Here is a 24,285-nt window from a genome sequence, read left to right on the forward strand (position 1 = left end):
TCTCTTATAAAGCAACTGATTTGGCTAATTTTGAAAAGCCTAGTGTAATGGCTGCTTTCAGTTGTGCAAGAACTAATTTACTCACCAACGGTGCTTTTGCCGTAAATTCAATCTTATATGTGACCAAAGTGATAAAAGGTGTAATTTCTTTAAACTCAATTTGACCCAGATGATGCTTCACCAACGGGTTGTTAATTAGCTTATATTCAATCCGTTTATTTTCTTCCAGTAAGGTAATTTCTTCCTGTAATGGCTTGATTGGACCAAATCCCATGCGGCGAATCGAGCCAACACCATCAGGACGTTTCGGGTCAGCTGAGTCCTTCACACGGACAACCTGCAAAGGTGCAAATGCCTTGTTATACGTGGCATGTTTTGACAGCAGGTCGAAAACTTCAGAGATCGGTGCATTAAATTCTTTTTTTACAGTAATTGCATTACGCATAACATCGCCTTTTTATATGACCCAACATCTTGGGAGGCTTAGTTTGCCATACTATAAGTGACATTTTTAATCATTTAGGGACGTTTTTGACAACCGGATTCTCTTCTTTTCATCCCGCCTTTGCTTAAAAAAATCACTCAACTGTTGCGAGCATTGTGCTTGTAGACAACCCTGCTCAAAGGCAAATTTGTGATTGTAATAGCCACTATCGAGTAATGCTCTTGCACTGACTAATGAACCTGCTTTCGGTTCTGTTGTAGCAAATACCACTCGCTGCACACGTGCATGCACTAACGCCCCAACACACATGGTACAAGGTTCAAGGGTGACATAAAGCGTAGTATCGTCTGGCAAACGATAGTTATTTAATGCCTGACAGGCTGAACGCAGTGCTTGAATTTCAGCATGTGCGGTTGGATCAGAAAGTGTAATCGGAGCATTATATCCCGCTCCAATCATCCGTTCATGGCTCACTAAAACGGCCCCCACAGGAATTTCACCTTGAGCTGCGGCCAATGCAGCCTGCTCATAGGCAAGCTGCATCCAGTATTCATCATTACAATTTTCAGAACTCATAAGACTCAGGCAATCACACCATACTGTTTTAATAGCGCATTCCAGCTTTCAATATTGGTCACAGGAGCACAATCCCCCAAGATACCTTTTAAGCTGAGTTGCTCTGTTGCTTGCCACTCTGGAGATAAGTCCTTATCCACTAAACGAGCACGCACCCCTTCAACAAAGTCAGGATGACGGATTTTCCAATCAGAGATTTGCGCTTCCAGTGCAAAAACTTCATCCCAGGCATGACCTTGTTTGCCCCACTGCCATAACAACCAAGTAATCGCTGCTGTACTCGGTGAGCCTTTCTGCAAGTTTTCACTGGCTTGACGTAACCAGTCACTACTTGCATCACTCAAACCAATAATCGACTGGTAGTCATATTCAAAGCTTTGTCCACGACATACGCTATGAATCACATCAATCGAATTTTGTAATGGACCCGATGCTACAGGACGATGCAAACTATTTAAGGTGTCGTCAATTGCTCTAAATGCGCCTGCTGGATAATGGTTCCAGTCCACATTTAATACCTTTTGCAAGACATTATCACGTTGCGCTTCACAAATATGCGTTGCCCAACCAATGCTAAATGCACCCGCAGCCGTCATGATTGAACCCGTCAATCCTGTAAACAAGCCAATTTGTCCTCGATCCGCCAAGAAGCGACTCGCACCAACATCCGGGTATAAACCAATATTAATTTCTGGCATAGCCAAACGTGAATAAGGCGTGACCAAGCGGAAGGGTGCGGCCATAAACAGACCTAGCCCACCACCCATGACATAACCCTCACCCCAAACCACGATCGGTTTAGCATAATTATGTAACAGCAAATCAAGCGCATATTCTTGCTGGAAGAATTGATTGGCTGCGTCAACTTCCTGATTAATAACTAATTGACGTAATTTACGAACATCTCCACCAGCACAAAATGCTTTAGGCGTGGTGGAATCAAACCAAATGGCTTTAACTGTTTCATCGACATGAAAATCTTGGAAAACCTGAAGCAATGCAGTGACGATTGGTTCATCCAGTGCATGCAAAGATTTAGGGCGGTTCAGACGAATGATTCGCCAACCATTTTTTGCGTGTTCAATAACTAAATCTGGATGATAGCTATTTAAATCAGGAGAAGTCATTATGCGTCCAATTGCCAGTCTATAGGCTCAATGCCATGTTGTTTCAAATAATGATTAGTTTTAGAAAACACTTTACAGCCAAAAAAACCACCACGATTCGCAGCTAGGGGTGATGGATGTGCTGCGCTAAGAACCAGATGTTTATTACGATCAATACGTTGGCCTTTACGCTGCGCATAAGCACCCCATAAAATAAACACCACATGTTCACGCTGTTCATTCAATACATCAATGACTGCATCGGTGAAATCTTCCCACCCGCGTTTCTGATGAGAAGTTGGTTGACCCGCTTCTACCGTGAGTACACTATTAAGTAATAACACACCTTGTGCCGCCCATTTACTCAAGTCACCATGACGTGAAATCGGTACAGCCAAATCCGTATTTAATTCGTGAAAAATATTACGCAAAGATGGCGGTAATGCAACCCCTCTTTGTACAGAGAAACTTAAACCATTGGCCTGATTTGGACCGTGATACGGGTCTTGCCCTAAAATCACGACCTTTACTCCACAAAGCGGCGTTGTATTCAGTGCATTAAAAATCTGTTTACTTGGTGGATAAATTGTTTTTTGGGCAAGCTTTTCTTGTTGTAAAAACTCACGCAAGTCATCCATCTTCTGGCTAAGTAAAAACTCTGATAATGAGATTTTCCAAGACTCGTCCAACTGAACTTTACTTAATTTGTCCTGCTGCTGTTCAGTAATTTCCATCCATATTCCTTGAAAAATATTCACTCAATAAAGTGAAGAAAGCACTCAAATATTAACTTGTAATTCTACGTTTGGATTTTGGAATTTGATTCCATTTTTCAGATTTTCGTACATTTGAATGTCACTCCACTCAGCTTGTACCTGTTCTGAAAATACAATTTGGTCCAGACTTAATGCACCCATTTGCGCATTGTCAATATCTTCCTGAAAGCTCTGTGCATAACCCGTATCCGTTTCATGCACAATAACAGAATAAACCTGCACATCACCCTCACCATTCTGAGTTGTGGTTGAATTCAAGACCTGCTGAGCAAGATAGAAGAAGATACGGGAAAATTGTTCGGCTGAGGGTGAAACAGGCAACGCAATCCAACGTGCGCTGAATGTTTTACATGCATCAATATATGCAGGATCATCTTTCTGCCAAAAACAGATCGCATGATCAAAACTATCAAATAACTCTTTGATCACGCCTTTTAACAAACCGAAGTCATAGACCATTTGCCCATGATCCAACTTTGACGCTTTTAATAATAATTCAACTTTATAGCTATGCCCATGAATCGAGCGCTTACAACGATCCGATGTACAGTTCCGTACAATATGAGCATTTTCAAACTTAAATAATTTACGAATTAACATGCACCAAGCTAATCTTTTATCTGCAAACGGATTTTATTATAAAACAAAAAAAGCGGCATTGGGATTGATTTTAAACCTTGTCACCATTTGACAAACCAATCTTTAAATTACTCAAATGGTGACAAACTTCTAGAGTAAACAAATACTTGTTTGTCTTTTCTCATTAATGAACTAGTAAATTGGCGTTTTCGTTCGCTTAAAACAACTTCGATTTGTGCGGTAAAATAGTTTGACTTGCTATCTAGCAACGTAGCTGCATCTGTTTTGCTTTGTTCGTCTATGCCAGAAAATGCACTTAGCTTCCATAGATCATCGACGTTATTGAAGTAGCTTAAGTCAGCCTGCTTACGTTTCAACTCTTGCTCCACCGCTTTTACATCTACTTTTGAGTCAATACTGGCCAGCAACAACGCAGAAGCAGTATTCATATTGACCTTGGTTCTCTCTGGCAAAGCAGTCACATAAGGCTTAATCAAATCATAATTTTTACCTTCAAAGCCTCTCACCAACTTTAATTCTTCAACACTATGAAATTTTGTATTTGGTACTAAATAAGCAGGATCTAACCCCTGATAATAACTACTCTCAGCCCCCATTGCACCTGCTACCTCATCATTGGTATCTTGCCAATCGATTACAGCCTGACTGAGTTCCGCAGGTAAACCAACTCGTTGCAGCAACTTTTCAAACCAACGTCGAGCCGAGTCATCCACCTGATTTCCGTCTGCTTTAACCAAATTATTGAGATTAAACTTCCCCGACTCATCAGTTAAACGTCCTGACACAAAGCCATCTTCTACTGGAAATGGGGGCATGGGCTTAGCCCAATTTTCCTGTAAATGATCAATCGCACCACCACTATCACTGTCTTGAATGAGCAACTCAGAGAAGAAAGCTTCTGCACTTTTTGCATATAATAAAGATTGATTTTGACGCATCAAATACCCCGTATTTTCCGAGGTATTGGTTTGTCGTTTCGCGATAGTCGCTGCTAAAATTGTTGCTAAAGCCACCATCACAAGAATGGTCAATAAGGCGACACCATGCTGAGATGCCCCAAATCCATGAGACTTTTTACTGACGCGTTCTTTTATCTTAATCATTGTGATGGAAGCTCGGTATGATTAGATGAATTTGATCCATCTTTATTCGGTGGGTTTACGCCCCCATTTGTATTTGAGTTCCCTAGATATTGTGAATAGACTTGCGTATTTAACAGGCTAAAGATCCATTCATAATCAGTACCAGCAACGGTCAGCTGTATTTTCAAACCCAAGGGTAATTTCTTGAGCTCGGCTATATTGTTTGGATCGCTATTTTCTGGCCATTGAGTTAGCTCTTGAGGATTCAGAACCATCACTTTAAATTGATCAACATTCTCCAATAAGGTACTTGAGACTGGCTGTACGCGATTTGGAATATTAAGATTTGAATATTTCAGTCGATATACTTTCTTTTGTGTAGAGTCATATCGATATTCAATACGTTCATAAGGTGATAGTCCTTGTTTCAATGGGTCAGAAACACCTGCTTTGCTAAAAGCAAAATATTGATTATTCAACACAATAGCAGCCTGTAACTGTCGACCATCATTTGCAGTCAATGGAATAATCTGCAAGCTGTCTCTTAAAACCTGCTGATAAGCATCTTGCAAGGCAAATAAATGCATTTCATGCTCTGCATTTCTATCTTTTACTTTTAATAGATAATCAAATACCTTCCACCCCAACATGGAAAGTACAGCAAAGATTGCGATTGCAACCAGCAATTCCACTAAGGTAAATCCTGACTGAGGTGAAGAACGATTGAAAGCAGGCCTAGATCGCTTTGCAAGAAAGCCACGCTTAGCCCGAATCCAAGTTGAAAAGCGATGCTCGAAATTATATGTCATTGTGTTCTAGCCTTTGCTGGATAGTTAAAGAACACAAGATTAGTAACACCCGCTTCAACCTTCCCTTGTTCATTATTAAATAAACTGACTTGTAACTCGATGCGTTGTATCTTCGGGCTAATGGTAGATTGTGCTTTTTTGTCAATTTGCCACGTTTCGCCTTGCGAAGTCACTTGCTTGGATTGTGTCCCGTCCAGCCATTCCTGATTGATTTCCATCCTTGCCACTTCATTCATTGCGACAAATTGTGCCTTTGTCCTTAAGATTGCATTTGATGTCGATTGCGTATATTGCATCGCGACTTTCGTTAATGCGATGGCAGCCACGGCAAAAATCGCCAAAGCCACCATTACTTCGAGTAAGGTAAATCCTGAACGAGGGTTAGTGAAACAACGTTTCACCCGAGCGCAAGACGAAGAGCTATGCTCGAAGTGAGCACGATTAAATCGAGCACCGCTCGACCCTGCTGCAAGGCGAGAAGCTATGCTTCGAGTATAGAGGTTGGTGAAACAACGTTTCACCCCGAGAAGCGCAGCTTCGCAAGAAGACGGAGAGCTATCATCTGAATCTTTAATTTTCATCTATTTTACCCAAATGATCTAGCTCTAACTCATGGCCAATTGGTTGTTGCTCATAATAGAACTGAATCCGAACTGGCTTCACTTCACCATTGCCGAACCAAATTAGTTGTGGTGTTTTACCACCCAATAAATCTTCATTTTTCGCTTTGCTATAGTTTGCCGTGTCTAAGCTTTGAATACTGAAAGAAACACGATCTGGTAACTGTCGGGTTTTAAATTCTTTATAGAGCCGCCAAGTACGATCTGCCTGTTGAATCTGCTCCCGACTCTGATCGTGATATTCAAACAGGTTATAATTAAATGGGGCAACATCTGTAGCATTTTGAGTGTTTAAGGCAAAAACTTTGGCCTGATCTGTCGCTTCTTTATTAATTTTTTTGAGATCAAGAATAAACATTTCCCTAGCTTGCATTGCTCGACGTTGATCCACTCCACCGATATTTAACACCACCAAAGATGCCATAATCGTCATAATGACAATCACCACCATGACCTCAATCAGAGTAAAGGCTTTTTGTAATCGCAGTGATGATCTCATCGTCTTTTCAACTAAGGTAAAGCAGATTCAAGTAACTTGGGTAATGCGAGTGCCTGTTCAATATAAGCAACACGCAATGTGTCTCGCGATCCAATGTAACGTTGATAAAAACTCGAATTCAAAATTACAGCCGCGCCATAGGTCAACGACCAAATGGAGGCGAGATAATCACGTGTGGTCATGGTGCTATTGATGTCCAACAAGTAACTCTCAGTCATTCGAATGATGATACGTAAACGTTGCCGACGCACTTTATATAATTCACTAAACAGCAACTGAATGCCCTGACCCGTTGTTGAAAGACGTTCTTCGATTTGGTGAAATAAAGCGGTACGCTCAGGATGATGCAAATGATGCAGCATAAAAAAAGCCAAATGTTCTGGAAAAGCTTTTTCAGTATCTTGAATCATTTCAAGTAACATGCGCTCATTGCGAATAATAAGCAGCATATATAATTCGTCTTTACTTTGAAAATGTTTGTATAAGGTCCCTTTTGCAAGATCTAGTTCCGCTGCTAAGGCATCTAGTGTCATGCCCGCTTCACCATTTTCTAATAGGAGTTGCTCCGCGATTTGAAAAATTAATACTTCTCGTGCTCTGAACTGAGCTTGCCGATCCATTTTCACGTAATAACTCTCTTTCCTAATACAACAAAACCGTTTATTTCAAATTTAAGAGATTCTCAAAATTTTGTGTTGTAATCCTGCCAATCTCTTCAACCGATTTATCATATACATCACTTAATGCTTTTGCTACAAAAGGAACGTATTTCGGTTCATTGGTTTTACCACGGTATGGAACGGGTGCCAAATAAGGACTATCCGTTTCAATCAGTAACCGATCAAGTGGCACCTGTTTCGCAACATCCCGCAAGTCTTGTGCATTTTTGAATGAGACAATTCCTGAAAAGGAAATATAATAACCACAATCCAGAACAGCTTTGGCAGTTTCCCAATCTTCAGTAAAGCAGTGCAGAATACCATGTGTAGAGTGTTCCGCCCGAATAATATCGACTGTATCGTGTTTCGCTGCTCGGGTATGCACCACTACAGGCTTTTTGACAATTTTCGACGCTTCAATATGGCGTGCGAAGCAACGTTTTTGCTCAGCCACGAAATCAGTACTATGGTAATAGTCCAACCCCGTTTCCCCCAATGCCCAGACTTTATCTGATTGTGCAAGCTTCACAAGATAGTCGGTTGTTGCACGCGCCATAATCTGCTCATCTTCACAAGGATGCACACCGACTGAGTAACCAACATCATCATGTCTTGCCGCAATGTCTGCCAATTTAACATGATCATCCAAATCGACTGAAATGCCCATGAACTTGGAAACACCTGCAAGCCGAGCTTGCTCCAGTGCCTGATCTAAATCACCGTTATAAGGTGTCAGATCCAACATGGTTAAATGGCAATGCGTATCAACAAACACTCTTTTTTCCTATTCTCTTAACAACTACATCGTATAGCTTGGACGATCCAAGCCTTTCATACCAGCAAGAAGCTTTTCAGCTTCATTTTTATAATACACACCTTTTTCACCAACCAACTGAATTGCAAAGCCTTGTGGCTTAAAATGGGTTTGTTTATGTGAAATCCAGATCACTTTTCCTGTGAGAGGAATCTTTTGTGATTGCTCAGGCAACGTTGCCAATACAAACACTTCTTGTCCCATTTTAACTGCCTGTTTGGTCGGTACAAATAAACCCCCTCCCGATACAAAAGGCATATAGCTAGATTGCAATGTAGATTTGTCAGTAATATTAACCTGTATAATTCCGCCCATCATTTGTGGTTGCATAACATTCCCCTGTCAAACACTCAATTAATTAAAACATTAATAATTTTATACCATTGATAAATCTAAATATATTACAAAAGTTGTGTAGATTTATAACACACACTCTAGTGACTGGCCCGTAAAAAACCTATACTCGATTTATCACTTGATTATAGAAAACAATCGAACAAACAACAAATAATGTTTAGGTAAAAGCAGAGTAAAGTAGACAATCCGAACTTTATTTAAACAAGCCATGTAGTCTAAAAAGAAATATTTAAGCCTAGATGACAATTGTTCAATCCTGTTTCAATATTTTGAGCTCAATTAAAGCTGAAAATATTAAATCAAAAGGAGTTTAAACATGAAAAGAATAAGCCTATTGGTATTTTGTAGCTTTTACTTGCTGAGTACCTCCATGCTCTATGCTGAAAACTTGAAAAAATAACCTAAATTTACCGACTACCCTGTTCGGATGTACAAAGGACCCACGGCTCAACTGGATATGACTGATGACTATGCCCGTTTATTTAGAACACGATTATCACAAGGCCTAACAGAAAGACCAGATTATGCTGGAGAATATGTAGTAGTTGGTTGGGGCTGTGGTGCAATGTGTTATAGCCTCACCTTAATTAGCAAAAAAACTGGTAAAATTTTACAGACATTCGGAGGCGAAACCGGAGAAAAATTGATTGATACCCAACCCAACAGTTTGCTATTGATCACACATGGTTCTGTCAAAGTGAATGGAAAAGACATTTATGCCAAAAAATTCTATCTACTCAAAAACAATCAGTTGAATCTAATTTACCATACACCCATTGCAGCAGAGCATCAAGATGAGAATGGAAAATTCAACCCATAAGACAATGATTTCAATGAGATATAGCAAGGCCTGCTTGCTATATCTATCACATTCACTATTTTGATGCTTTAACAATTTCAGCTTTATCAAAAGAGAACCAACATTCACCTTGAGTTGCCCATTTTGATTCAGTGGTCCCCAACACACCCGTCACGGTAATTCGATCACCTACCTTTAAATTACTAATTTTATCGGTATTTACTTTTAAATCATCACGAGTCAGCCCCTGTCCTTTACATTTAGCATTACTTGGATCTTTAAAGATAATCGCAATCTGGTTTTGGGAAATCACCTCACCTGTTTTAGTAATACGTGTAATGATTCCAGGTACTTCAAGACGCTGTGCATCCCACTTTCGCTTTGCTGTAATTTCATTCTGTTGCCAATCTCTCCAAATTTCTGACAGAGTTGCCTTCTTAGCAGGCCCTAAGCCACGGAAGTCTCCACTCAAAATATCTCCAGTTTTATTTAAAATTCCATCCGTTGCTGACATTGCTGAATCCAAAGTCTGACAAGCACTCAATGACAGACAGCCTAAAGCGACTAAAAGTGTTTTTATTTGCATATCTCAATTCCCTAGCATATCTAGCAAAACGCCATGTGAAAAAATAACATATTTACTTAAAAATGTGAATTTTTAACACTCGACTAAGGAGATTTTTCCAATAAAAAAAGCCACCCGTATGAGCAGCTCTTTCCTAAAAATCAAAAAAAGAATTTTCTATTTTTCGGTACATTTATAATCAAAATCCAAGGTGCTAATCATTCGATCAGTATTTCTTGAAATGACTGAAATATTATTCACCCCAGCTTCAATATAAAATTTACCACTAAACTGATTCGCTACTGAGCCACGATCATGATTGAAAGAATAGTTATAAATACATTCATAGGCCTGAGATCCTATATTTGAAGCATTAATCACAAATGAAGAGCCATTAATATTTGATACAAATTTTGGTTCTGCCCTTACAATGCTTGGTATCATTAAAAATGATAAAGCAAACGCGATAAATGTTATTTTCATCTCTATATTCCTTGTTTTTTAATATTATTGTGAAGTAACTCACATTTTATATACATTTTATAAGGATTAAAGAGCGAAGAACAATTTATATACAAAGCTTACATAATCACCACAAAGATAGCTCCACAGATTAGAAAACAGAGCTAAGCATATAAATTTAATTAAAATATTTTTTAAACCAACTTAACCAACGTTCATTAGCTGAATAAACAACTCATCCATAACCAATTGGGTTTGTACATTTTGCTCAATCATTAACTTTTTCTTCTGTAAATCAGAATAAATCGTAAAGAGTGTCTCTAAACTATAAAACTCAGCCAGTGGCTTAAAATCCAAATCATCATTCTTTAATGATTGATTCAACTTTAAACTAATCAAATCCCCTAACAGATATTCAAACATAGTTATCCATTCAGCGAAATTTAATTCTTTAGACCACTTATTTGAATAGTTTAAAGGCATATTCTTTTCGGCAACCAACTTAAGCCAATCCTGTAGAAATAAGGCACGTTTCTGTAGCCATTCACTCTTTTCAATTTCAATAGCCGTTAAAGGCATATCATTGGCAAGGTTCAGCAATAAAGAAACTTGCTCAGCACTAATTTCAGGAATTTGCTGTTTTATAAATGCTTGTGCATCTGAGATCGTTAATCGATCTAAAGCAAAATGCTGTAATCGACTTCGAATCGTTGCTGGAAGTTTTAAGTAATGATCAGCCAATAAGATCAGTACCACTTTCTCGCCAGGTTCCTCCAACGTCTTAAGTAATGCATTGGCCGAGGCCGTATTTAATGCTTCAGCAGGCTCAATAACGACAACACGCCAACCTTCTCCTGTTTGCTGAACAAATGGGAGTAAATCTCGAATCTTTTCAATTTTAATTTTAGCATTTTGCTTTTTATTCTCTTCATCCGTGGTGATATGCACATAATTTGGGTGAGTGTCAGACTTTAACCATTGGCAACTCGTACATTCACCACAAGCAGCCTGCACTTGCTTATTCAAACAAAGAACCCAAGCCACAAATCGCGCCGCAAACTCTTTTTTTGCGCAGCCTTGCTTTCCATAAAACAAAAGGCCGTGCCCAAGCTCAGGAAACCGTGTAGTTAACAATTCCCATGTTTGGGTATGCCAAGGATATTTCACCGTAGATTGAATATCGACCATAATTATTGAAAGGCACTCACAGGCATAGTGTTTAATCGATCCAGATCCGCTTGCGTATCAACGCCTGGTGGTAAATTGGCTTCTGCAACGGCTATGGCAATACGATGACCATTTTCAAGTACACGCAGTTGCTCTAGACTTTCTAATTTCTCAAGATGCCCCTGTTCCCAAGTGACATACTCTTGCAGTAATTTAACGCGATAAGCATATAAACCTAAGTGACGAAAAGCTTGATCATGTAGTGTTAGCTCAGCCTGTTTCGCACCATCACGATCATATGGAATAGTGGCACGGCTAAAATATAGCGCCTCATTACGCTTGCTCATGACCACTTTGACAATACTATCTCGCTGAAACTCATCCAGCTGATGAATCGGTTCACATAGTGTTGACATTGAGCACTGCGGATTGTCGACCAAAAGTTGGCTAACCTGCTGAACAAGCTGTGCTGGTAGCAATGGCTCATCACCCTGTACATTGACGATAATATCATCTTGCAACCATCCCTTCAGACGCGCAACCTCACTTAAACGGTCTGTACCTGAAGGATGCTCTGTACTGGTGATGACCACATCAACCCCTTCTGCACGGCATACTTCTGCAATCCGCTCATCATCTGTCGCTACACAAAGGTCATCAAAGCCAGCAACTTTTTTGGCTTGATCAACCACACGCAAAATCATTGGGCGGCCATGAATAAGCAATAAGGGTTTTGCAGGCAGGCGAGAACTCGCAAAACGAGCCGGAATAACAATATGTTTCATGGTCGCTCTCTAAGAAAATTGAATACCAACTTGCTGTAGTTGCGACTTCAGCAAATCATAGCAATCAGATGATAAAACAGCCTCAACGGGTACAACCCAGATTGGAATATTAAATTCAGAGTTTTGCTTTAATAATGCCTTGAACTTTACCGCATCTTTCTCAGTGGTAATAATCGCATCATGATTATCGAAAGTTAGATCAGCAATCTCATAATCATGATGATCTGGAAACTCATGGGCCTGATATTGCTGCACCTTCAAGGTATTCAGAGTTTGATAAAAACGCTGTGGAAAGCCGATGCCAACAACTGCATTAAAGTACTGACTGGCATCAAACCATTTCGTCTCTACATCAGGATTTAACAGATAAGGTTCCCCAACTGCTAAATGCATATTTCTTTGTGCTTGTGCAGTTTTAGTATGTGCAATCACGGTGCTTTTTTTTAAGCGTGATTTGGGCTCACGCAAATATCCTTCAGGTAAGAGTTTTTCATTGCCTAAACCACGATTCTGATCCAATACAATCCATTCGATTTGCCGCGCTAAAGCCCAATGTTGCAGGCCGTCGTCACTAATAATTAGATCAAGTTTTTCATTTTCAAGAAGCAACTCAATAGCAGCTTGTCGGTTTGGCCCAACAGCCATCGCTACACCGGTCGATTGTACGATCAGACAAGGTTCATCCCCTGTAGCCTCAGGTTCTGAACCCTTCGTCACCAAAAGTGGAAATGGGCCTGTGCCACCATAACCACGGCTAATTACTCCAACTTTTAAATGATGCTGTTGTAAGTACTTAACCAACTGGATCAATAACGGTGTTTTACCACTACCACCAACTGTAATGTTTCCAATCACCATAACAGGCACTGGCGCTTGATAAACAGGCTTAATTCCATGTTGATACAGCGCCTGATTCGCACAAAAACCGAGTCGATATAACCATGACAATGGGCGCAACAGCACTAACCACGAAGCCTGATCATTCCAAGCATCCTGAATCCGCTGTGCCATCGACATGCTTAATTTTCCTCAAAATTACGTTGATGTAGTTGATAGTACATACCATGCTTGGCAAGCAATTCAGCATGTGTCCCTTGTTCAATAATTTGCCCTTTATCCATGACTACGATCATATCTGCATTTTCAACTGTTGAAAGACGATGTGCAATTACAATTGTAGTACGTCCTTGCATGGCTTCATCAAATGCCTGTTGGATGAAATATTCAGATTCATTATCGAGTGCACTGGTCGCTTCATCCAAAATCAAGATCGGAGAATCTTTTAAAATCGCCCTTGCAATTGCGATACGCTGACGCTGACCACCTGACAAATTCAGGCCTTGTGCCCCAAGAATCGTGTCATAACCTTGTGGCAAGTTCATGATAAAATCATGTGCAAATGCTGCTTTAGCGGCTGCAACAACCTGTTCATCAGTCGCATCTTGTAGCTGACCATAAGCAATATTATCACGCACTGAACGGTTAAAAAGTACGACCTGTTGATTCACTGTCGAAATTTGTGACCGCAAATACGACAATTCAATATCTTGAACAGGAATATTATCAAAATAAATTTGCCCTTCGCTTAACTCTTGAAAGCGTGGCAACATATTCACCAGTGAGGTTTTTCCTGCGCCAGACCGTCCTACCAATGCAATAGTTTGTCCTGCCTTGATATCCAAAGAGAAGTCTTTAATTGCATGCGTGCCATCTTCATAACGCAGATTCGCATGCTCAAATTTAATATTACCGTGTAAGACTGGTTTAAGCTGTCCGTTATTGACTTCTTCAGGCATATCCAGCAATTCAAATACGGAATGTGCTGCGGCTAAACCACGTTGTAGCTTTTCATTGATATCAGTTAAGTTTTTTACTGGTTTTGAAATTAAACCTGCTGCAGTAATATAAGAGACAAACTCACCTGCAGATGTATCACCCAATACCTGTGGACGTAGAGCCAACCACAAAATGATTGCCATTGCCATCGACAATAACAGTTGAATGATCGGACTATTAATATTCTGTACCACCACCATTTTTAAACCGCGGCGCAGGTTCTCCTCAGAAGACTTATAAAAACGCTTCTGTTCAAACGCTTCACCGGTAAAACTCTTTACAACAGAGTTTCCTGTAATGGTTTCTTGTACCACGTGGTTGACATCGCCCATGGTATTTTGGACCTGGATCGACAGTTTCCGCATCTTTTTCGATGCAATTCTCACCAGCAAACCAATAAATGGCATAAAAACCACAATACATAGGGTTAAACGCCAATTGGTATAAAGTAAATAACTCAATAAACCAACAACAATCAAACCATCTTTAATCAATGTTTGCAGAGATTCGGAAGACGCTGCTGTTAACTGCTCTACGTTATACATCAGTTTCGCACTGATATGACCCGCACTGTTATCAAGATAATATTGTGATGGGAGCCTTAAAAGTTTTGCATAAACTTCCTGGCGAATGCTAAACACCAAACTGCGTGAAATCACCGCAGAAAAGTAACCACCGAGAAATAGACCAAAACCACGGAAAAACATCAATAAAACAATTAGTGCTGGAAACCAATCCAGATTTGTTCGGCTACCTTCTTGAATGGCATCAATAATGTACTTCAACAATTTTGCCACAGAAACTTCTGTCGCTGCATTGATTCCGAAACCAAGCAAGACTAATAAGGCAACGCCCCAATAAGATTTTAAATACGATATTAAACGGACATAAACCTTAAAATCCTGATTCACTCAGTAAAACCTCTTGTTGGAACCTTGGTGCTGATATTGACGTTAACAAAACCGAGTTGACCGGCAACATCCATCACGCGAATCACGTCTTGATGCGCAGCTTTGGCATCAGCCGCAATAATGAACATAAAATCACGACGATCTTGTGCAATCTGCTTGATAGCCGTGCTTAAATCAGCAATATCCTTGCTTGATAAAGCTTGACCATTAACAGAATAATGTCCTGTGGAGTCTACCATGATTTCAATTTTGTGATCGAATTGTTTAGGCGGAACACCTTGTGCATCGGGTAATGTCAGATTTATACGACTTTGCTGACTAAATGTCGTCGATAATAATAAAAACACCAAAATAAATAACATACAGTCAATCATTGGTGTCAAATTGATATGAATATCTTCAACTTGAGAGCGTTTAAATTTCATATGAACACCTCGGCTTAGCTTGCACGACGATGTTCATGTGCATAAGCTGCTTTCTTATAAAAAAGTGCAGCATGAAATAGTGTTGATTGCTGTTCCAATTCGGCAACATACTCATGCACTACTCGTTGAAAATAACGATAAGCAATCATTGCAGGAATCGCAATCAGCATCCCTACAGCAGTCGTAATTAAAGCTTTGGAAATACCAGGCATCATCATACTGGCATTACCCGCTGAACCGACATCAATCACTAAAAAAGATTCAATAATCCCGAGCACTGTTCCCAGCAAACCCAACAAAGGAGCAATCGCGCTCAAAGTTCCCAAGAAGTTAATATTTTTTTCAAGATGACTAATCTCTTGAGATGCGGTTGCTTCCATCTGAGCACGCGCAAATTGCTCACCCTGATCTTGATGGTCATAACCTGCTTTTAAAATACGACCTAACGGGCTTTTTGATGCTTCCTGTTGTTGTAAATGTTGAATCACTGACTCGGCATCAGAACCACTGATAAGCAAAACTTGCGGTAAAACTTGTGACCGTTTTAAACGAATGTATCGTTCAAGTGCAATGGCAACCGTAAAAATTGATGAGAGAATAAGGGGCAGCATTAACCAACCACCCGCTTTCACAAGTTCCCACATATTATTCCCCAATAATATTTAAAATATAAAAGGATGGAACAGGATTCGTTCATCATTCAATTATCTTTACAGACCCGATAAAGGAACCCAATCCTTAATACTAGTTAGGTAAACAAATATTGAGGATTCCATCCAACTCATCCAATGAGTGGTAATGAATGACCATTTTCCCTTTACCTTTTTGGTTATGGTCAATTTTCACATTTGCCCCGAAACGCTCTGACAGCTTCAGAGTCAACTGTTCAATATCAGGAGATACCTGAACCTTTTCTTTTTCAGGTTTTGGTTCACTCCACTCACGAACTAACTGTTCAGTCTGTCGTACCGACAAACCTTTTTCAATCACGATCTGTGCAACCGCAATTTGATCTTTTGCTTTCAAAGCTAAAATAGCACGGGCATGTCCCATATCAATCTGACCTTGTTGCATCAAATCTTTAATTGGATCTGCCAAGCTGAGTAAACGTAATAAGTTACTGACTGTCGTACGCGCTTTGCCAACAGTATCTGCAATTTCTTGATGGCTCAAACCAAACTCATCATGGAAACGTTGTAGAGCCACCGCTTGGTCAATCGGATTCAAATCTTGACGTTGAATATTTTCGATCAATGCCAAAGCAATCGCGACTTGATCATTTAAGTCACGCACAATTGCAGGAATTTCTGTTAACCCTGCTAATTGTGCCGCACGCCAGCGTCGCTCACCTGCAATAATTTCATAGGGGTGTTGTTCATCGTCGACAGGACGAATCACAATCGGTTGCATCACGCCATGTTTTTCAATCGATGCGGCAAGCTCTTGTAAATCTTGTTCTTGAATAAAGCGACGTGGTTGGTATTCGCCACGCTTCAATAAATTGACATCAATTTGCTTGAGTTGACCATGATCCAAGGCTTGTGCTTCAAGTTGCAATTTTTCTTTTTGAATTGAACCCAATAGCGCATCTAAACCACGACCTTTAGCCAATCCGCGTTTTTTGATGCTCATACCGCACTTCCTTTTTTCACTTTACTTTTCTTCAACATTTCAGCGGCTAGGTTCAAATATGAAACAGCGCCTTTAGAACTTTTCTCAAAATAAATCACTGGCAACCCATGCGCGGGCGCTTCTGCCAAACGAATATTTCGGGGAATGACCGTTTCATATAACTTTTTACCAAAATATTGCTCCAGCTCTGCTGACACATCACGTGTCAATGCATTCCGAGCATCATACATGGTACGTAATACCCCAACAATTTCCAAGTTTGGATTAAGGGCTTTTTGTATACGATCAATCGTTTGAGTGAGATCAGCCAAACCTTCCAAGGCATAATATTCGCATTGCATTGGAATAATCACACCATTAACCGCAGCTAAGGCATTCACCGTAATCAGGCTTAAGCTTGGTGCACAATCCACTATAATATAGTCAAAGGCAGCATCGACCTCTTGCAATGCATTTTTAAGAATAAACTCTCGTCCTTCCTGCTCTGCAATCGCCAACTCTACGCCAGCAAGCTCTCGGTTTGCCCCAAGTACTTTATAACCCACTTCTGCTTTTTGAATGGCAGTTTCAATCGGCACTTCACCCAACAACACATCGGTCACAGAATAAAGTAAATCATTCTTTTGAATACCAGACCCCATGGTGGCATTCCCTTGCGAGTCCATGTCGACCAACAAGACACGTTTTTTCAAGATCGCCAAAGAAGCAGCAAGGTTGACTGCTGTCGTGGTTTTTCCGACACCACCTTTTTGGTTTGCAATCGCAATAATTTGAGCCATGACTTCCTCTTAATATTTTTATTGAATGCGTTGAAGTAAAAGTAAATGACGTTGTTCATCTAATCTCGGCACACGAAGTTCAATGATCTTACATGAATACTCATCTTTCATCTGTTCAACTTCATCCGCTGGCACCAAGCCTTTCATTGCAGCAATAATACTCTGCTCATGCATATAAGGTTGTGCCGCATCCACAAAGTCAGTCAACGAAGCAAATGCCCGGCTGGTAATCACATCAAACTGCCCCAACTCGCCAATGCTGTCTTCATTTTCAACACGTGTTTGCACAGCAATAACATTTTTCAATTTCAAATCAGCAATAAACTGCTTCAGGAAACGAATTTTTTTCCCATTTGAATCCAATAATACACAAGAACGTTCTGGCTGACACAAAGCAATGATCATGCCCGGCATTCCGCCACCTGTCCCAACATCCAGTAAACGGCCTTGTGGTAAATCATTTAAGATACTTAAACTATCCAACAAATGTTTAACCAACATTTCTTTCGGCTCACGAATCGCCGTTAAGTTGTAGGCCTTATTCCACAGCACGAGAGCATCTTGATATTTCAATAAGAGTGTTAGGCTATCCTCACTCAGGTTTAAACCTAGAGCTTGACTACCTTGCTTTAATTCTTGAAAAAAAGGATGCATAACAGTGCAACATCTCGATAAATTTGCTGTGCAGTATACCGATTTCTGATACAAGGCACAGTAGGACTTGTTGAACGATTATGCAGTTAAACATTTACAAGCATGATAAACTGCACAATCCGCTAATTTTTTGTCTGTTCTTATGCAAATCACAGATAGACAAAGCATTTTTCTTAGGGCTATTGACATTTCAGCCGTGCATTGTGCTATCGGCTAAAATGCCATAAACAAGCCATAACCTTATGCAAATACACCTTGTTGGATTTGCTGATCCAGTTGTTGCAAACGCTCTGGTGTACCAACATCCACCCAAATTGCCTGCATCTTTTCAGCTGAAACCTGCTGCTGTTGCATCGCTTGTTTCAGTAATGGTGCTAAAGGCCGTTTACCGTTTTCCAATCCATTAAACATCTGTGGATCAAATATCGCAACACCACTATAAGTTAATGCCTCACCAAACTGTTCCTGCTCAAAAGTATAAGCTAGATTATTCGCAAGAATAAAATCACCTTTCAAATGCTGTGGTGGATTCTCCACCAGCACCAAATGTGCTTGCTTACCATCTAACTGAACACTGAGCAATGAAGAAAAGTCCATCGTGGTCCAGACATCACCATTCACCAAGATAAAAGGCTGATCACCCAGCAAAGGTAAAGCATTAATGATGCCACCTGCCGTTTCCAGCCCCTCGCCTTCATGCGACCATAAGATCGTCACACCAAATTGCGAACCATCACCAAGCGCCGCCACGAGCTTGTCAGCCAACCAAGCCGTATTAATCACGATCTCAGTCACGCCAATCGCTTTAAGTTTCTCGATATGCCAGACAATCAGTGGTTTCCCACCAACCTCAAGTAAAGGTTTAGGGGTATGTAATGTTAAAGGCCGCATGCGATTACCCAAGCCTGCAGCTAGAATCATGGCTTTCATTATGCTGCAACCTCGTAATCACCATATTTTGCAATAAATTTCGGCATGACTACATCACGGATAAACTGCATGAAATCATTCAGTTCATCATAGCCTTGGCTTTCTTCAAGCAAATACCACATCACACGTGGTAAATCTTTTAAATAGCCAGATTTACCATCACGTTCAAACAGGCGTACAAAGATACCTAAAATTTTCAAATGGCGCTGAATTGCCATCAAGTCCGCATCTCGCTTGAATTGCTCAAAACTACGGTTTTCTTTTGCTGCCGCGGGTAATAAGTTATAAAACACCTCAAACCACTCATATACACGCTCAGCATTCCACTGTACATACGCATCACGTGTAATCGAAATCAAATCATAGGTATCCGCACCAATCACGGCATCCTGAAAATCAATCACGCCAAGCTCTTGCTCATTTTCAATTTTCATCAAGTTACGACTGTGAAAATCACGATGTACAATCACTTGTGGTTGTTGAGTTGCTTCAATGGCAAGGAAATCAAATGCCTGTTCAATTGTTTCCAATTGCTGCTCTGTCGGTTGAATGTTCAGTGAAGGTAACATCCAGTCCGTTAGCAAACGCATTTCAGTCATTAACTTTTCGTATGAATAAGCTGGCAATTGCCCATGACCATCGACCTGTTGCAACGCTATTAACTGCTTAAAGCTTTGTGCGTAGTACTGATCAACCGTGTGATCTGTGAGCAGTGTAGAAAGTACAACATCACCAAAATCTTCCAGCAATAACAGACCATGTGCTAAGTCTTTCGCAATAATATGCGGAACACGCACACCATGTTTGTCAAAAAACTCATCAATACTTACAAATGGTGCACAATCTTCTTTTTCAGGAGGCGCATCCATAAGCATGTATGTTTTGTTTTGTAATCCAATTCGCGCATAACGACGAAAGCTTGCATCTCCTGCTAAAAAATTGATCTCAAATTGATCAGATTGGAGAGTGGCTTGAAGCCAAGTTTGTATCAATTGTTCACGTTGTGTATTCATTTGCAATAAAATCTAAAACTAGCTGAGATTTTGAAAGCTTAAGTGTAGCCACTTATCAACTTTTTCTCTATGATGCGACAATAATTAATTGTGAATTAGCGTACTGGTTAATGAGACAATGAAACATCAGTTTAAATTTAATCCTTTAGCAACAGCTATTTTGACACTCTTGTGTGGCGGCTCGATCCAGTCTGGTTTCGCAGCTCAAGCTGATGCTGTCTCTACGCTTGACAACAAACAGCTCAAAGCAGCAATTCGAAATCAAGGACAGCAAGATCAAGAAAGTTATCCTGGGGAAAGCTTTTTCCAGCAATATTATGTAGATAAATCTGCGCCAGAAGCACAGTTACGTGATAATCGTTATTTAAGTTCTTCCTTTTGCCAAGGGACTTGGGTCACTCCAATTAATCCCCAAACAAAAGCAGGCAACGAAAACACCACGACTTCTGTCATTACTGCTGATTATGGACATTACAACCCTACAGGTGACTCAGTCCTACAAGGCAACGTCGTAATCGATCAAGAAGGTCGTACGATTCGTGCAGATCAAGTTACTATTGATTCAACCCAAACCTATGCCAATGCCGAAGGTCGTGTTCAACTCGCCCAATCTGGCTTACTCAGCCAAAGTGATGAAATTAACTATAATTTAAAGACCCAGACAGGCGATTTAAATAACAGTTACTACATTTCTGAACAACAGCATGCACACGGACATGCAAGCCAGATTAAACGTGCCAATGAAAATTTAGTTATTTTAAAAGATGCGAGCTATACAGCTTGCCCACCAGAACAGAAACCAGCCTGGAAAATTCAAGCGAAACAAATTGAATTAAATCAGGATACGGGGCGCGGTGTCACTCGTGGTACAAAACTTTATGTGAAAAACGTACCTGTACTTGCAGTCCCTTATTTCAACTTCCCAATTGATGATCGCCGTACTACTGGCCTGCTCAGCCCACTTTTCGGCTATAGCAATGATGGCGGGGCTCAACTTGCCACACCAGTTTATCTCAATCTTGCACCTAACTACGATCTTACGCTAACACCAAGCTATATGAGCAAGCGTGGCGAAAAACTAGATGCTGAATTCCGTTATATGACGGAAAACTTTGGTTCGGGCCGTATTTGGGGCGGATATATTGCTAAAGATAAGCAATATGGTGATGAAAATCGTGATGACTTACACTTCCTTCATCACTGGAGCATTAATGATCAATGGTCAACTAATTTAGAATATAATTACGCTTCTGATAAAGACTATTTTGCGGATTTCAATCACAACCCAAATACAAGAACCGATCTCAACTTACGTCGAGCCTGGGAACTGAATTATCGCAATGGTATTCCAGGTCTAAAAGCTCAATTGAAAGTTGAAGACTTCCAGACACTCGATAAAACGATCCCTGATGCAAATAAGCCATATGCTCGATTGCCTCAATTTTTATTAAACTACGTTACAGGTGACCCACAAGGGCTACAATACGAGTTTAACAACGATACCGCTTACTTTAAAAAATCGATCAATGATGGCTCTGCGCTTGAGTCAAGTGGTACGCGTATCTATAACCAGTTTGCAGTTCGATATAATTATCTCACGCCATCTTGGTTCTATGCAGTTCCTGAAGTATCTGTTCGGAGTATTAATACCTATTACGACCAAGATACCAAAGCAAACCTTAGATCTGACAACCAAGAAAAATCTGTTGTCGTACCTCAGTTTACTTTTGCAACAGGTCTAACATTTGAAAAAGATGGAAAATACCTTCAAAGTATTTCTCCACGCGCTTTCTATGCCTATTCACCATATAAAAACCAAGACAACAATCCAAACTTTGACTCAACGACAGCCTCGGTCAATTATGATCAACTGTTCAACCCATATCGCTTTTATGGGCATGACCGCTTAGATGACAACAATTTCTTATCGCTTGGTATTACCTATAGCTTGTTAGACACTGAAGGTTTAGAACGAATTAAAGCCAGTATTGGTCAAAGTTATTATTTTAGCGACCGCCGTGTCAGTCTAAATGAAAGACTGGATGAATTCGATACTCAACGCCGTACAGGACCTATTGTAAGTCTTTCTAGTCAACTCAATCAGAATCTTACCATCAGCTCCAACTCCGCATGGACAGAAAATGGTGACAACGCACAACGAGATTTACAAGCGTACTATACGGGTGACAAAGGTAATCTTTACAATCTGGGTTATTTCTATAGAAAAAAAATTACAGACCGACAAGATGCCTACGATCAAGTTGTTGCATCCTTTATACAACCTGTGAAGGACAATTGGCGTATCATGGGCCATGCCCAATATGATATGGACAACAATGTTATGCGTGAATATTTACTCGGTGTAAATTACGAGTCGTGTTGTTGGGCTGTATCCGTCTATGGTCGTTCTTACTACAATGATTTAGATGATCCAAACACCCCAGGCGTTCATAAAAAGAATGCTGTCATGGCTGAATTCACTCTCAAAGGCCTAGGTGCTTTAAACAACAAACTTGCTTCTCTGCTTGAGAATAGAGTTTTAGGTTTCGACAAAATTAATCAATCTTGGACACAACGTTAATGAAGATAAAACCTTTTCAACATATCTTTAAAGCGACTGTTCTCGCTGCCCTAATTTCTTCATCAATGCACAGCTTTGCACAACCAACGGATGAGGTTGTTGCAATTGTTGATAGTAGTGTCATTCTTAAAAGTGATTTAGAACAAGGAGTTGCTGAAACAGAGCATCAGTTAAAGGCGCAAAATAAAACAATTCCGCCACAACAGTATTTACAAATGCAAGTACTGGATCAACTGATTATTCGTCAAGCTCAATTAGAGCAAGTCAAACGTTATGGCATCAAACCTGACGAAAAAAGTTTAAATGCGGCTGTTTTAAAAATCGCGAATCAATCAGGTGCAAACTCACTTGAAGCATTCCAGCAAAAGCTGGATTCAATCGCACCAGGAACTTATGAAAATTTACGTAACCGTGTTGCCGAAGACCTTGCTATAGGACGTTTACGCCAACAACAGGTCATGTCTCGTATCAAAATCAGTGATCATGATGTCGAAAACTTCTTAAAATCTCCTGAAGGTCAAGCTGCCCTTGGCACACAGGTCCACGTATTACATATGCGTATCTCTGGAGAAAATGAGAAGGACGTACAGCAAGTTGCTCAACAGGTTAAACAATCATTAACAAATAGTGATGATACAAAAGCGATCAGCTCTAAGCTATCAACAGCTTCAGTTAAGGTCGATGGTGCAGATATGGGCTTCCGCTCACTCGCAGAAATCCCAACTGAACTTTCGGCACGTATTGCACCACTCCAAATTGGACAAACCACAGAGTTAATCAATGTTCGTGATGGCGTACATGTATTAAAATTACTTGAACGTAAGCAAAACGATCAGAAGGCCTTGGTTCCGCAATATCAGACCCGCCATATTTTGATTCAACCTTCTGAAGTTGTCAGTGTAGATCGTGCGAAACAAATGATCGATAGCCTTTACAACCGCGCTAAAGCAGGTGAAGACTTCGCAACACTGGCTGCAACCTACTCAAATGATACAGGTTCGGCGCGTGATGGCGGTAGCTTAGGCTGGGTTAGCCCGGGCGTTATGGTCCCTGAATTTGAAAAAGTGATGAAAGACACCCCTGTCGGACAAATTAGCAAACCATTCCAAAGCCAATTTGGTTGGCATATCCTGCAAGTGACGGATACACGCCAACAAGATATGACCAAAGAAGTGCAAGAACGTATGGCACGTCAGATTTTAGGTGAACGCTTATTTGATACTGAGGTGGATAGCTGGATGCGAGAGCTACGTGCAAACGCCTATGTTGAAATTAAAGATGCCAATCTAGACTCCAAAGCAAAGCAAAAATAATTGATTTAAAAAAATACCAGCAAATTGCTGGTATTTTTTTAAATCACAAATGAAAAAAGCGGCTATGGCCGCTTTTTTCATTTCACAAAT

Annotated in this window: 28 protein-coding genes; 3 read left to right on the top strand and 25 right to left on the bottom strand. The window is 40.3% G+C overall.

Annotated elements, in window-relative coordinates; all coding sequences use genetic code 11:
• Nucleotides 1-4 precede the first annotated feature (4 nt).
• The 12 genes from F895_RS08100 to F895_RS08050 all read right to left on the bottom strand — a co-directional run bounded on the left by F895_RS08100 (nucleotide 5) and on the right by F895_RS08050 (nucleotide 8,316).
• Nucleotides 5-445, bottom strand: coding sequence for an SRPBCC family protein (locus F895_RS08100; protein ID WP_005241872.1), 441 nt, complete (start codon nucleotides 443-445; stop codon nucleotides 5-7).
• Nucleotides 446-511: 66 nt separating this feature from the next.
• Complete coding sequence (tadA, locus tag F895_RS08095; RefSeq protein WP_005241873.1) at nucleotides 512-1,021, bottom strand: tRNA adenosine(34) deaminase TadA; 510 nt, start codon at nucleotides 1,019-1,021, stop codon at nucleotides 512-514.
• 5 nt (nucleotides 1,022-1,026) lie between these two features.
• Nucleotides 1,027-2,151 (bottom strand): enoyl-CoA hydratase/isomerase family protein, encoded by a 1,125-nt coding sequence (locus F895_RS08090; protein ID WP_171057861.1) that lies wholly within the window; start codon nucleotides 2,149-2,151, stop codon nucleotides 1,027-1,029.
• Nucleotides 2,148-2,861, bottom strand: coding sequence for a uracil-DNA glycosylase (gene ung / locus F895_RS08085; RefSeq protein WP_005241875.1), 714 nt, complete (start codon nucleotides 2,859-2,861; stop codon nucleotides 2,148-2,150). The genes F895_RS08090 and ung overlap by 4 nt, the downstream gene beginning before the upstream one ends.
• A 45-nt stretch (nucleotides 2,862-2,906) precedes the next feature.
• Complete coding sequence (locus F895_RS08080) at nucleotides 2,907-3,503, bottom strand: 6-pyruvoyl trahydropterin synthase family protein (protein WP_005241876.1); 597 nt, start codon at nucleotides 3,501-3,503, stop codon at nucleotides 2,907-2,909.
• 107 nt (nucleotides 3,504-3,610) lie between these two features.
• A complete protein-coding gene (gene gspK, locus F895_RS08075) occupies nucleotides 3,611-4,606 on the bottom strand; it encodes a type II secretion system minor pseudopilin GspK (protein WP_005241878.1) in 996 nt (331 codons plus the stop codon).
• Nucleotides 4,603-5,394, bottom strand: coding sequence for a type II secretion system minor pseudopilin GspJ (gene gspJ / locus F895_RS08070; RefSeq protein ID WP_005241879.1), 792 nt, complete (start codon nucleotides 5,392-5,394; stop codon nucleotides 4,603-4,605). The genes gspK and gspJ overlap by 4 nt, the downstream gene beginning before the upstream one ends.
• Nucleotides 5,391-5,795 (bottom strand): type II secretion system minor pseudopilin GspI, encoded by a 405-nt coding sequence (gene gspI, locus F895_RS0118965; protein ID WP_032865349.1) that lies wholly within the window; start codon nucleotides 5,793-5,795, stop codon nucleotides 5,391-5,393. Before gspI ends, gspJ begins: the two co-directional genes overlap by 4 nt.
• A gap of 169 nt (nucleotides 5,796-5,964) precedes the next feature.
• Nucleotides 5,965-6,513: a type II secretion system protein gene (locus F895_RS08065; RefSeq protein ID WP_010589977.1), complete on the bottom strand. Its 549-nt coding sequence runs from the start codon at nucleotides 6,511-6,513 to the stop codon at nucleotides 5,965-5,967.
• Nucleotides 6,514-6,524: 11 nt separating this feature from the next.
• A complete protein-coding gene (locus tag F895_RS08060; RefSeq protein WP_004757931.1) occupies nucleotides 6,525-7,133 on the bottom strand; it encodes a TetR/AcrR family transcriptional regulator in 609 nt (202 codons plus the stop codon).
• Between the two features lie 40 nt (nucleotides 7,134-7,173).
• Nucleotides 7,174-7,947: a TatD family hydrolase gene (locus tag F895_RS08055; protein ID WP_005241885.1), complete on the bottom strand. Its 774-nt coding sequence runs from the start codon at nucleotides 7,945-7,947 to the stop codon at nucleotides 7,174-7,176.
• Nucleotides 7,948-7,971: 24 nt separating this feature from the next.
• A complete protein-coding gene (locus tag F895_RS08050; RefSeq protein WP_005241886.1) occupies nucleotides 7,972-8,316 on the bottom strand; it encodes a PilZ domain-containing protein in 345 nt (114 codons plus the stop codon).
• Nucleotides 8,317-8,800: 484 nt separating this feature from the next.
• Between F895_RS08050 and F895_RS08045 the strand changes: the two genes are divergently transcribed.
• Nucleotides 8,801-9,163 (top strand): hypothetical protein, encoded by a 363-nt coding sequence (locus tag F895_RS08045; RefSeq protein WP_227501365.1) that lies wholly within the window; start codon nucleotides 8,801-8,803, stop codon nucleotides 9,161-9,163.
• 55 nt (nucleotides 9,164-9,218) lie between these two features.
• On the opposite strand, the gene F895_RS08040 is transcribed toward F895_RS08045, so the two are convergent.
• From F895_RS08040 to F895_RS07980, 13 genes are all read right to left on the bottom strand, one after another.
• Nucleotides 9,219-9,728: a hypothetical protein gene (locus F895_RS08040; protein ID WP_005241888.1), complete on the bottom strand. Its 510-nt coding sequence runs from the start codon at nucleotides 9,726-9,728 to the stop codon at nucleotides 9,219-9,221.
• A gap of 156 nt (nucleotides 9,729-9,884) precedes the next feature.
• Entirely contained in the window at nucleotides 9,885-10,190 is a 306-nt protein-coding gene (locus F895_RS08035) for a hypothetical protein (protein WP_005241889.1), read from the bottom strand.
• Between the two features lie 183 nt (nucleotides 10,191-10,373).
• Nucleotides 10,374-11,357 (bottom strand): hypothetical protein, encoded by a 984-nt coding sequence (locus tag F895_RS08030; RefSeq protein WP_005241890.1) that lies wholly within the window; start codon nucleotides 11,355-11,357, stop codon nucleotides 10,374-10,376.
• Between the two features lie 2 nt (nucleotides 11,358-11,359).
• Nucleotides 11,360-12,121 (bottom strand): 3-deoxy-manno-octulosonate cytidylyltransferase, encoded by a 762-nt coding sequence (gene kdsB, locus F895_RS08025; protein ID WP_005241891.1) that lies wholly within the window; start codon nucleotides 12,119-12,121, stop codon nucleotides 11,360-11,362.
• A gap of 9 nt (nucleotides 12,122-12,130) precedes the next feature.
• Nucleotides 12,131-13,138 (bottom strand): tetraacyldisaccharide 4'-kinase, encoded by a 1,008-nt coding sequence (lpxK, locus tag F895_RS08020; protein ID WP_005241892.1) that lies wholly within the window; start codon nucleotides 13,136-13,138, stop codon nucleotides 12,131-12,133.
• 2 nt (nucleotides 13,139-13,140) lie between these two features.
• Complete coding sequence (gene msbA, locus F895_RS08015) at nucleotides 13,141-14,868, bottom strand: lipid A export permease/ATP-binding protein MsbA (RefSeq protein WP_005241893.1); 1,728 nt, start codon at nucleotides 14,866-14,868, stop codon at nucleotides 13,141-13,143.
• Nucleotides 14,865-15,293 (bottom strand): ExbD/TolR family protein, encoded by a 429-nt coding sequence (locus tag F895_RS08010; protein ID WP_005241894.1) that lies wholly within the window; start codon nucleotides 15,291-15,293, stop codon nucleotides 14,865-14,867. The genes msbA and F895_RS08010 overlap by 4 nt, the downstream gene beginning before the upstream one ends.
• Before the next feature lie 14 nt (nucleotides 15,294-15,307).
• Entirely contained in the window at nucleotides 15,308-15,937 is a 630-nt protein-coding gene (locus tag F895_RS08005; protein WP_005241895.1) for a MotA/TolQ/ExbB proton channel family protein, read from the bottom strand.
• A gap of 100 nt (nucleotides 15,938-16,037) precedes the next feature.
• Nucleotides 16,038-16,925 (bottom strand): ParB/RepB/Spo0J family partition protein, encoded by an 888-nt coding sequence (locus F895_RS08000; RefSeq protein ID WP_005241896.1) that lies wholly within the window; start codon nucleotides 16,923-16,925, stop codon nucleotides 16,038-16,040.
• Complete coding sequence (locus F895_RS07995; protein ID WP_005241897.1) at nucleotides 16,922-17,704, bottom strand: ParA family protein; 783 nt, start codon at nucleotides 17,702-17,704, stop codon at nucleotides 16,922-16,924. Before F895_RS07995 ends, F895_RS08000 begins: the two co-directional genes overlap by 4 nt.
• A gap of 18 nt (nucleotides 17,705-17,722) precedes the next feature.
• Nucleotides 17,723-18,358, bottom strand: coding sequence for a 16S rRNA (guanine(527)-N(7))-methyltransferase RsmG (gene rsmG / locus F895_RS07990; protein WP_005241898.1), 636 nt, complete (start codon nucleotides 18,356-18,358; stop codon nucleotides 17,723-17,725).
• Between the two features lie 240 nt (nucleotides 18,359-18,598).
• The gene (gene murU / locus F895_RS07985) at nucleotides 18,599-19,288 is read right to left on the bottom strand and encodes an N-acetylmuramate alpha-1-phosphate uridylyltransferase MurU (protein WP_005241899.1); all 690 of its coding nucleotides are present in this window, start codon (nucleotides 19,286-19,288) and stop codon (nucleotides 18,599-18,601) included.
• Entirely contained in the window at nucleotides 19,288-20,301 is a 1,014-nt protein-coding gene (locus F895_RS07980) for an aminoglycoside phosphotransferase family protein (protein ID WP_005241900.1), read from the bottom strand. The genes murU and F895_RS07980 overlap by 1 nt, the downstream gene beginning before the upstream one ends.
• Before the next feature lie 118 nt (nucleotides 20,302-20,419).
• Here F895_RS07980 and F895_RS07975 point away from each other — a divergent pair, with 118 nt between their 5' ends.
• A complete protein-coding gene (locus F895_RS07975) occupies nucleotides 20,420-22,882 on the top strand; it encodes an LPS-assembly protein LptD (RefSeq protein ID WP_005241901.1) in 2,463 nt (820 codons plus the stop codon).
• The gene (locus F895_RS07970) at nucleotides 22,882-24,195 is read left to right on the top strand and encodes a peptidylprolyl isomerase (RefSeq protein ID WP_005241902.1); all 1,314 of its coding nucleotides are present in this window, start codon (nucleotides 22,882-22,884) and stop codon (nucleotides 24,193-24,195) included. Before F895_RS07975 ends, F895_RS07970 begins: the two co-directional genes overlap by 1 nt.
• The last annotated feature ends 90 nt before the right edge of the window (nucleotides 24,196-24,285 follow it).

Origin of the sequence: Acinetobacter sp. CIP 64.2 (genome assembly GCF_000369645.1) — a bacterium.
GTDB lineage: Bacteria > Pseudomonadota > Gammaproteobacteria > Pseudomonadales > Moraxellaceae > Acinetobacter.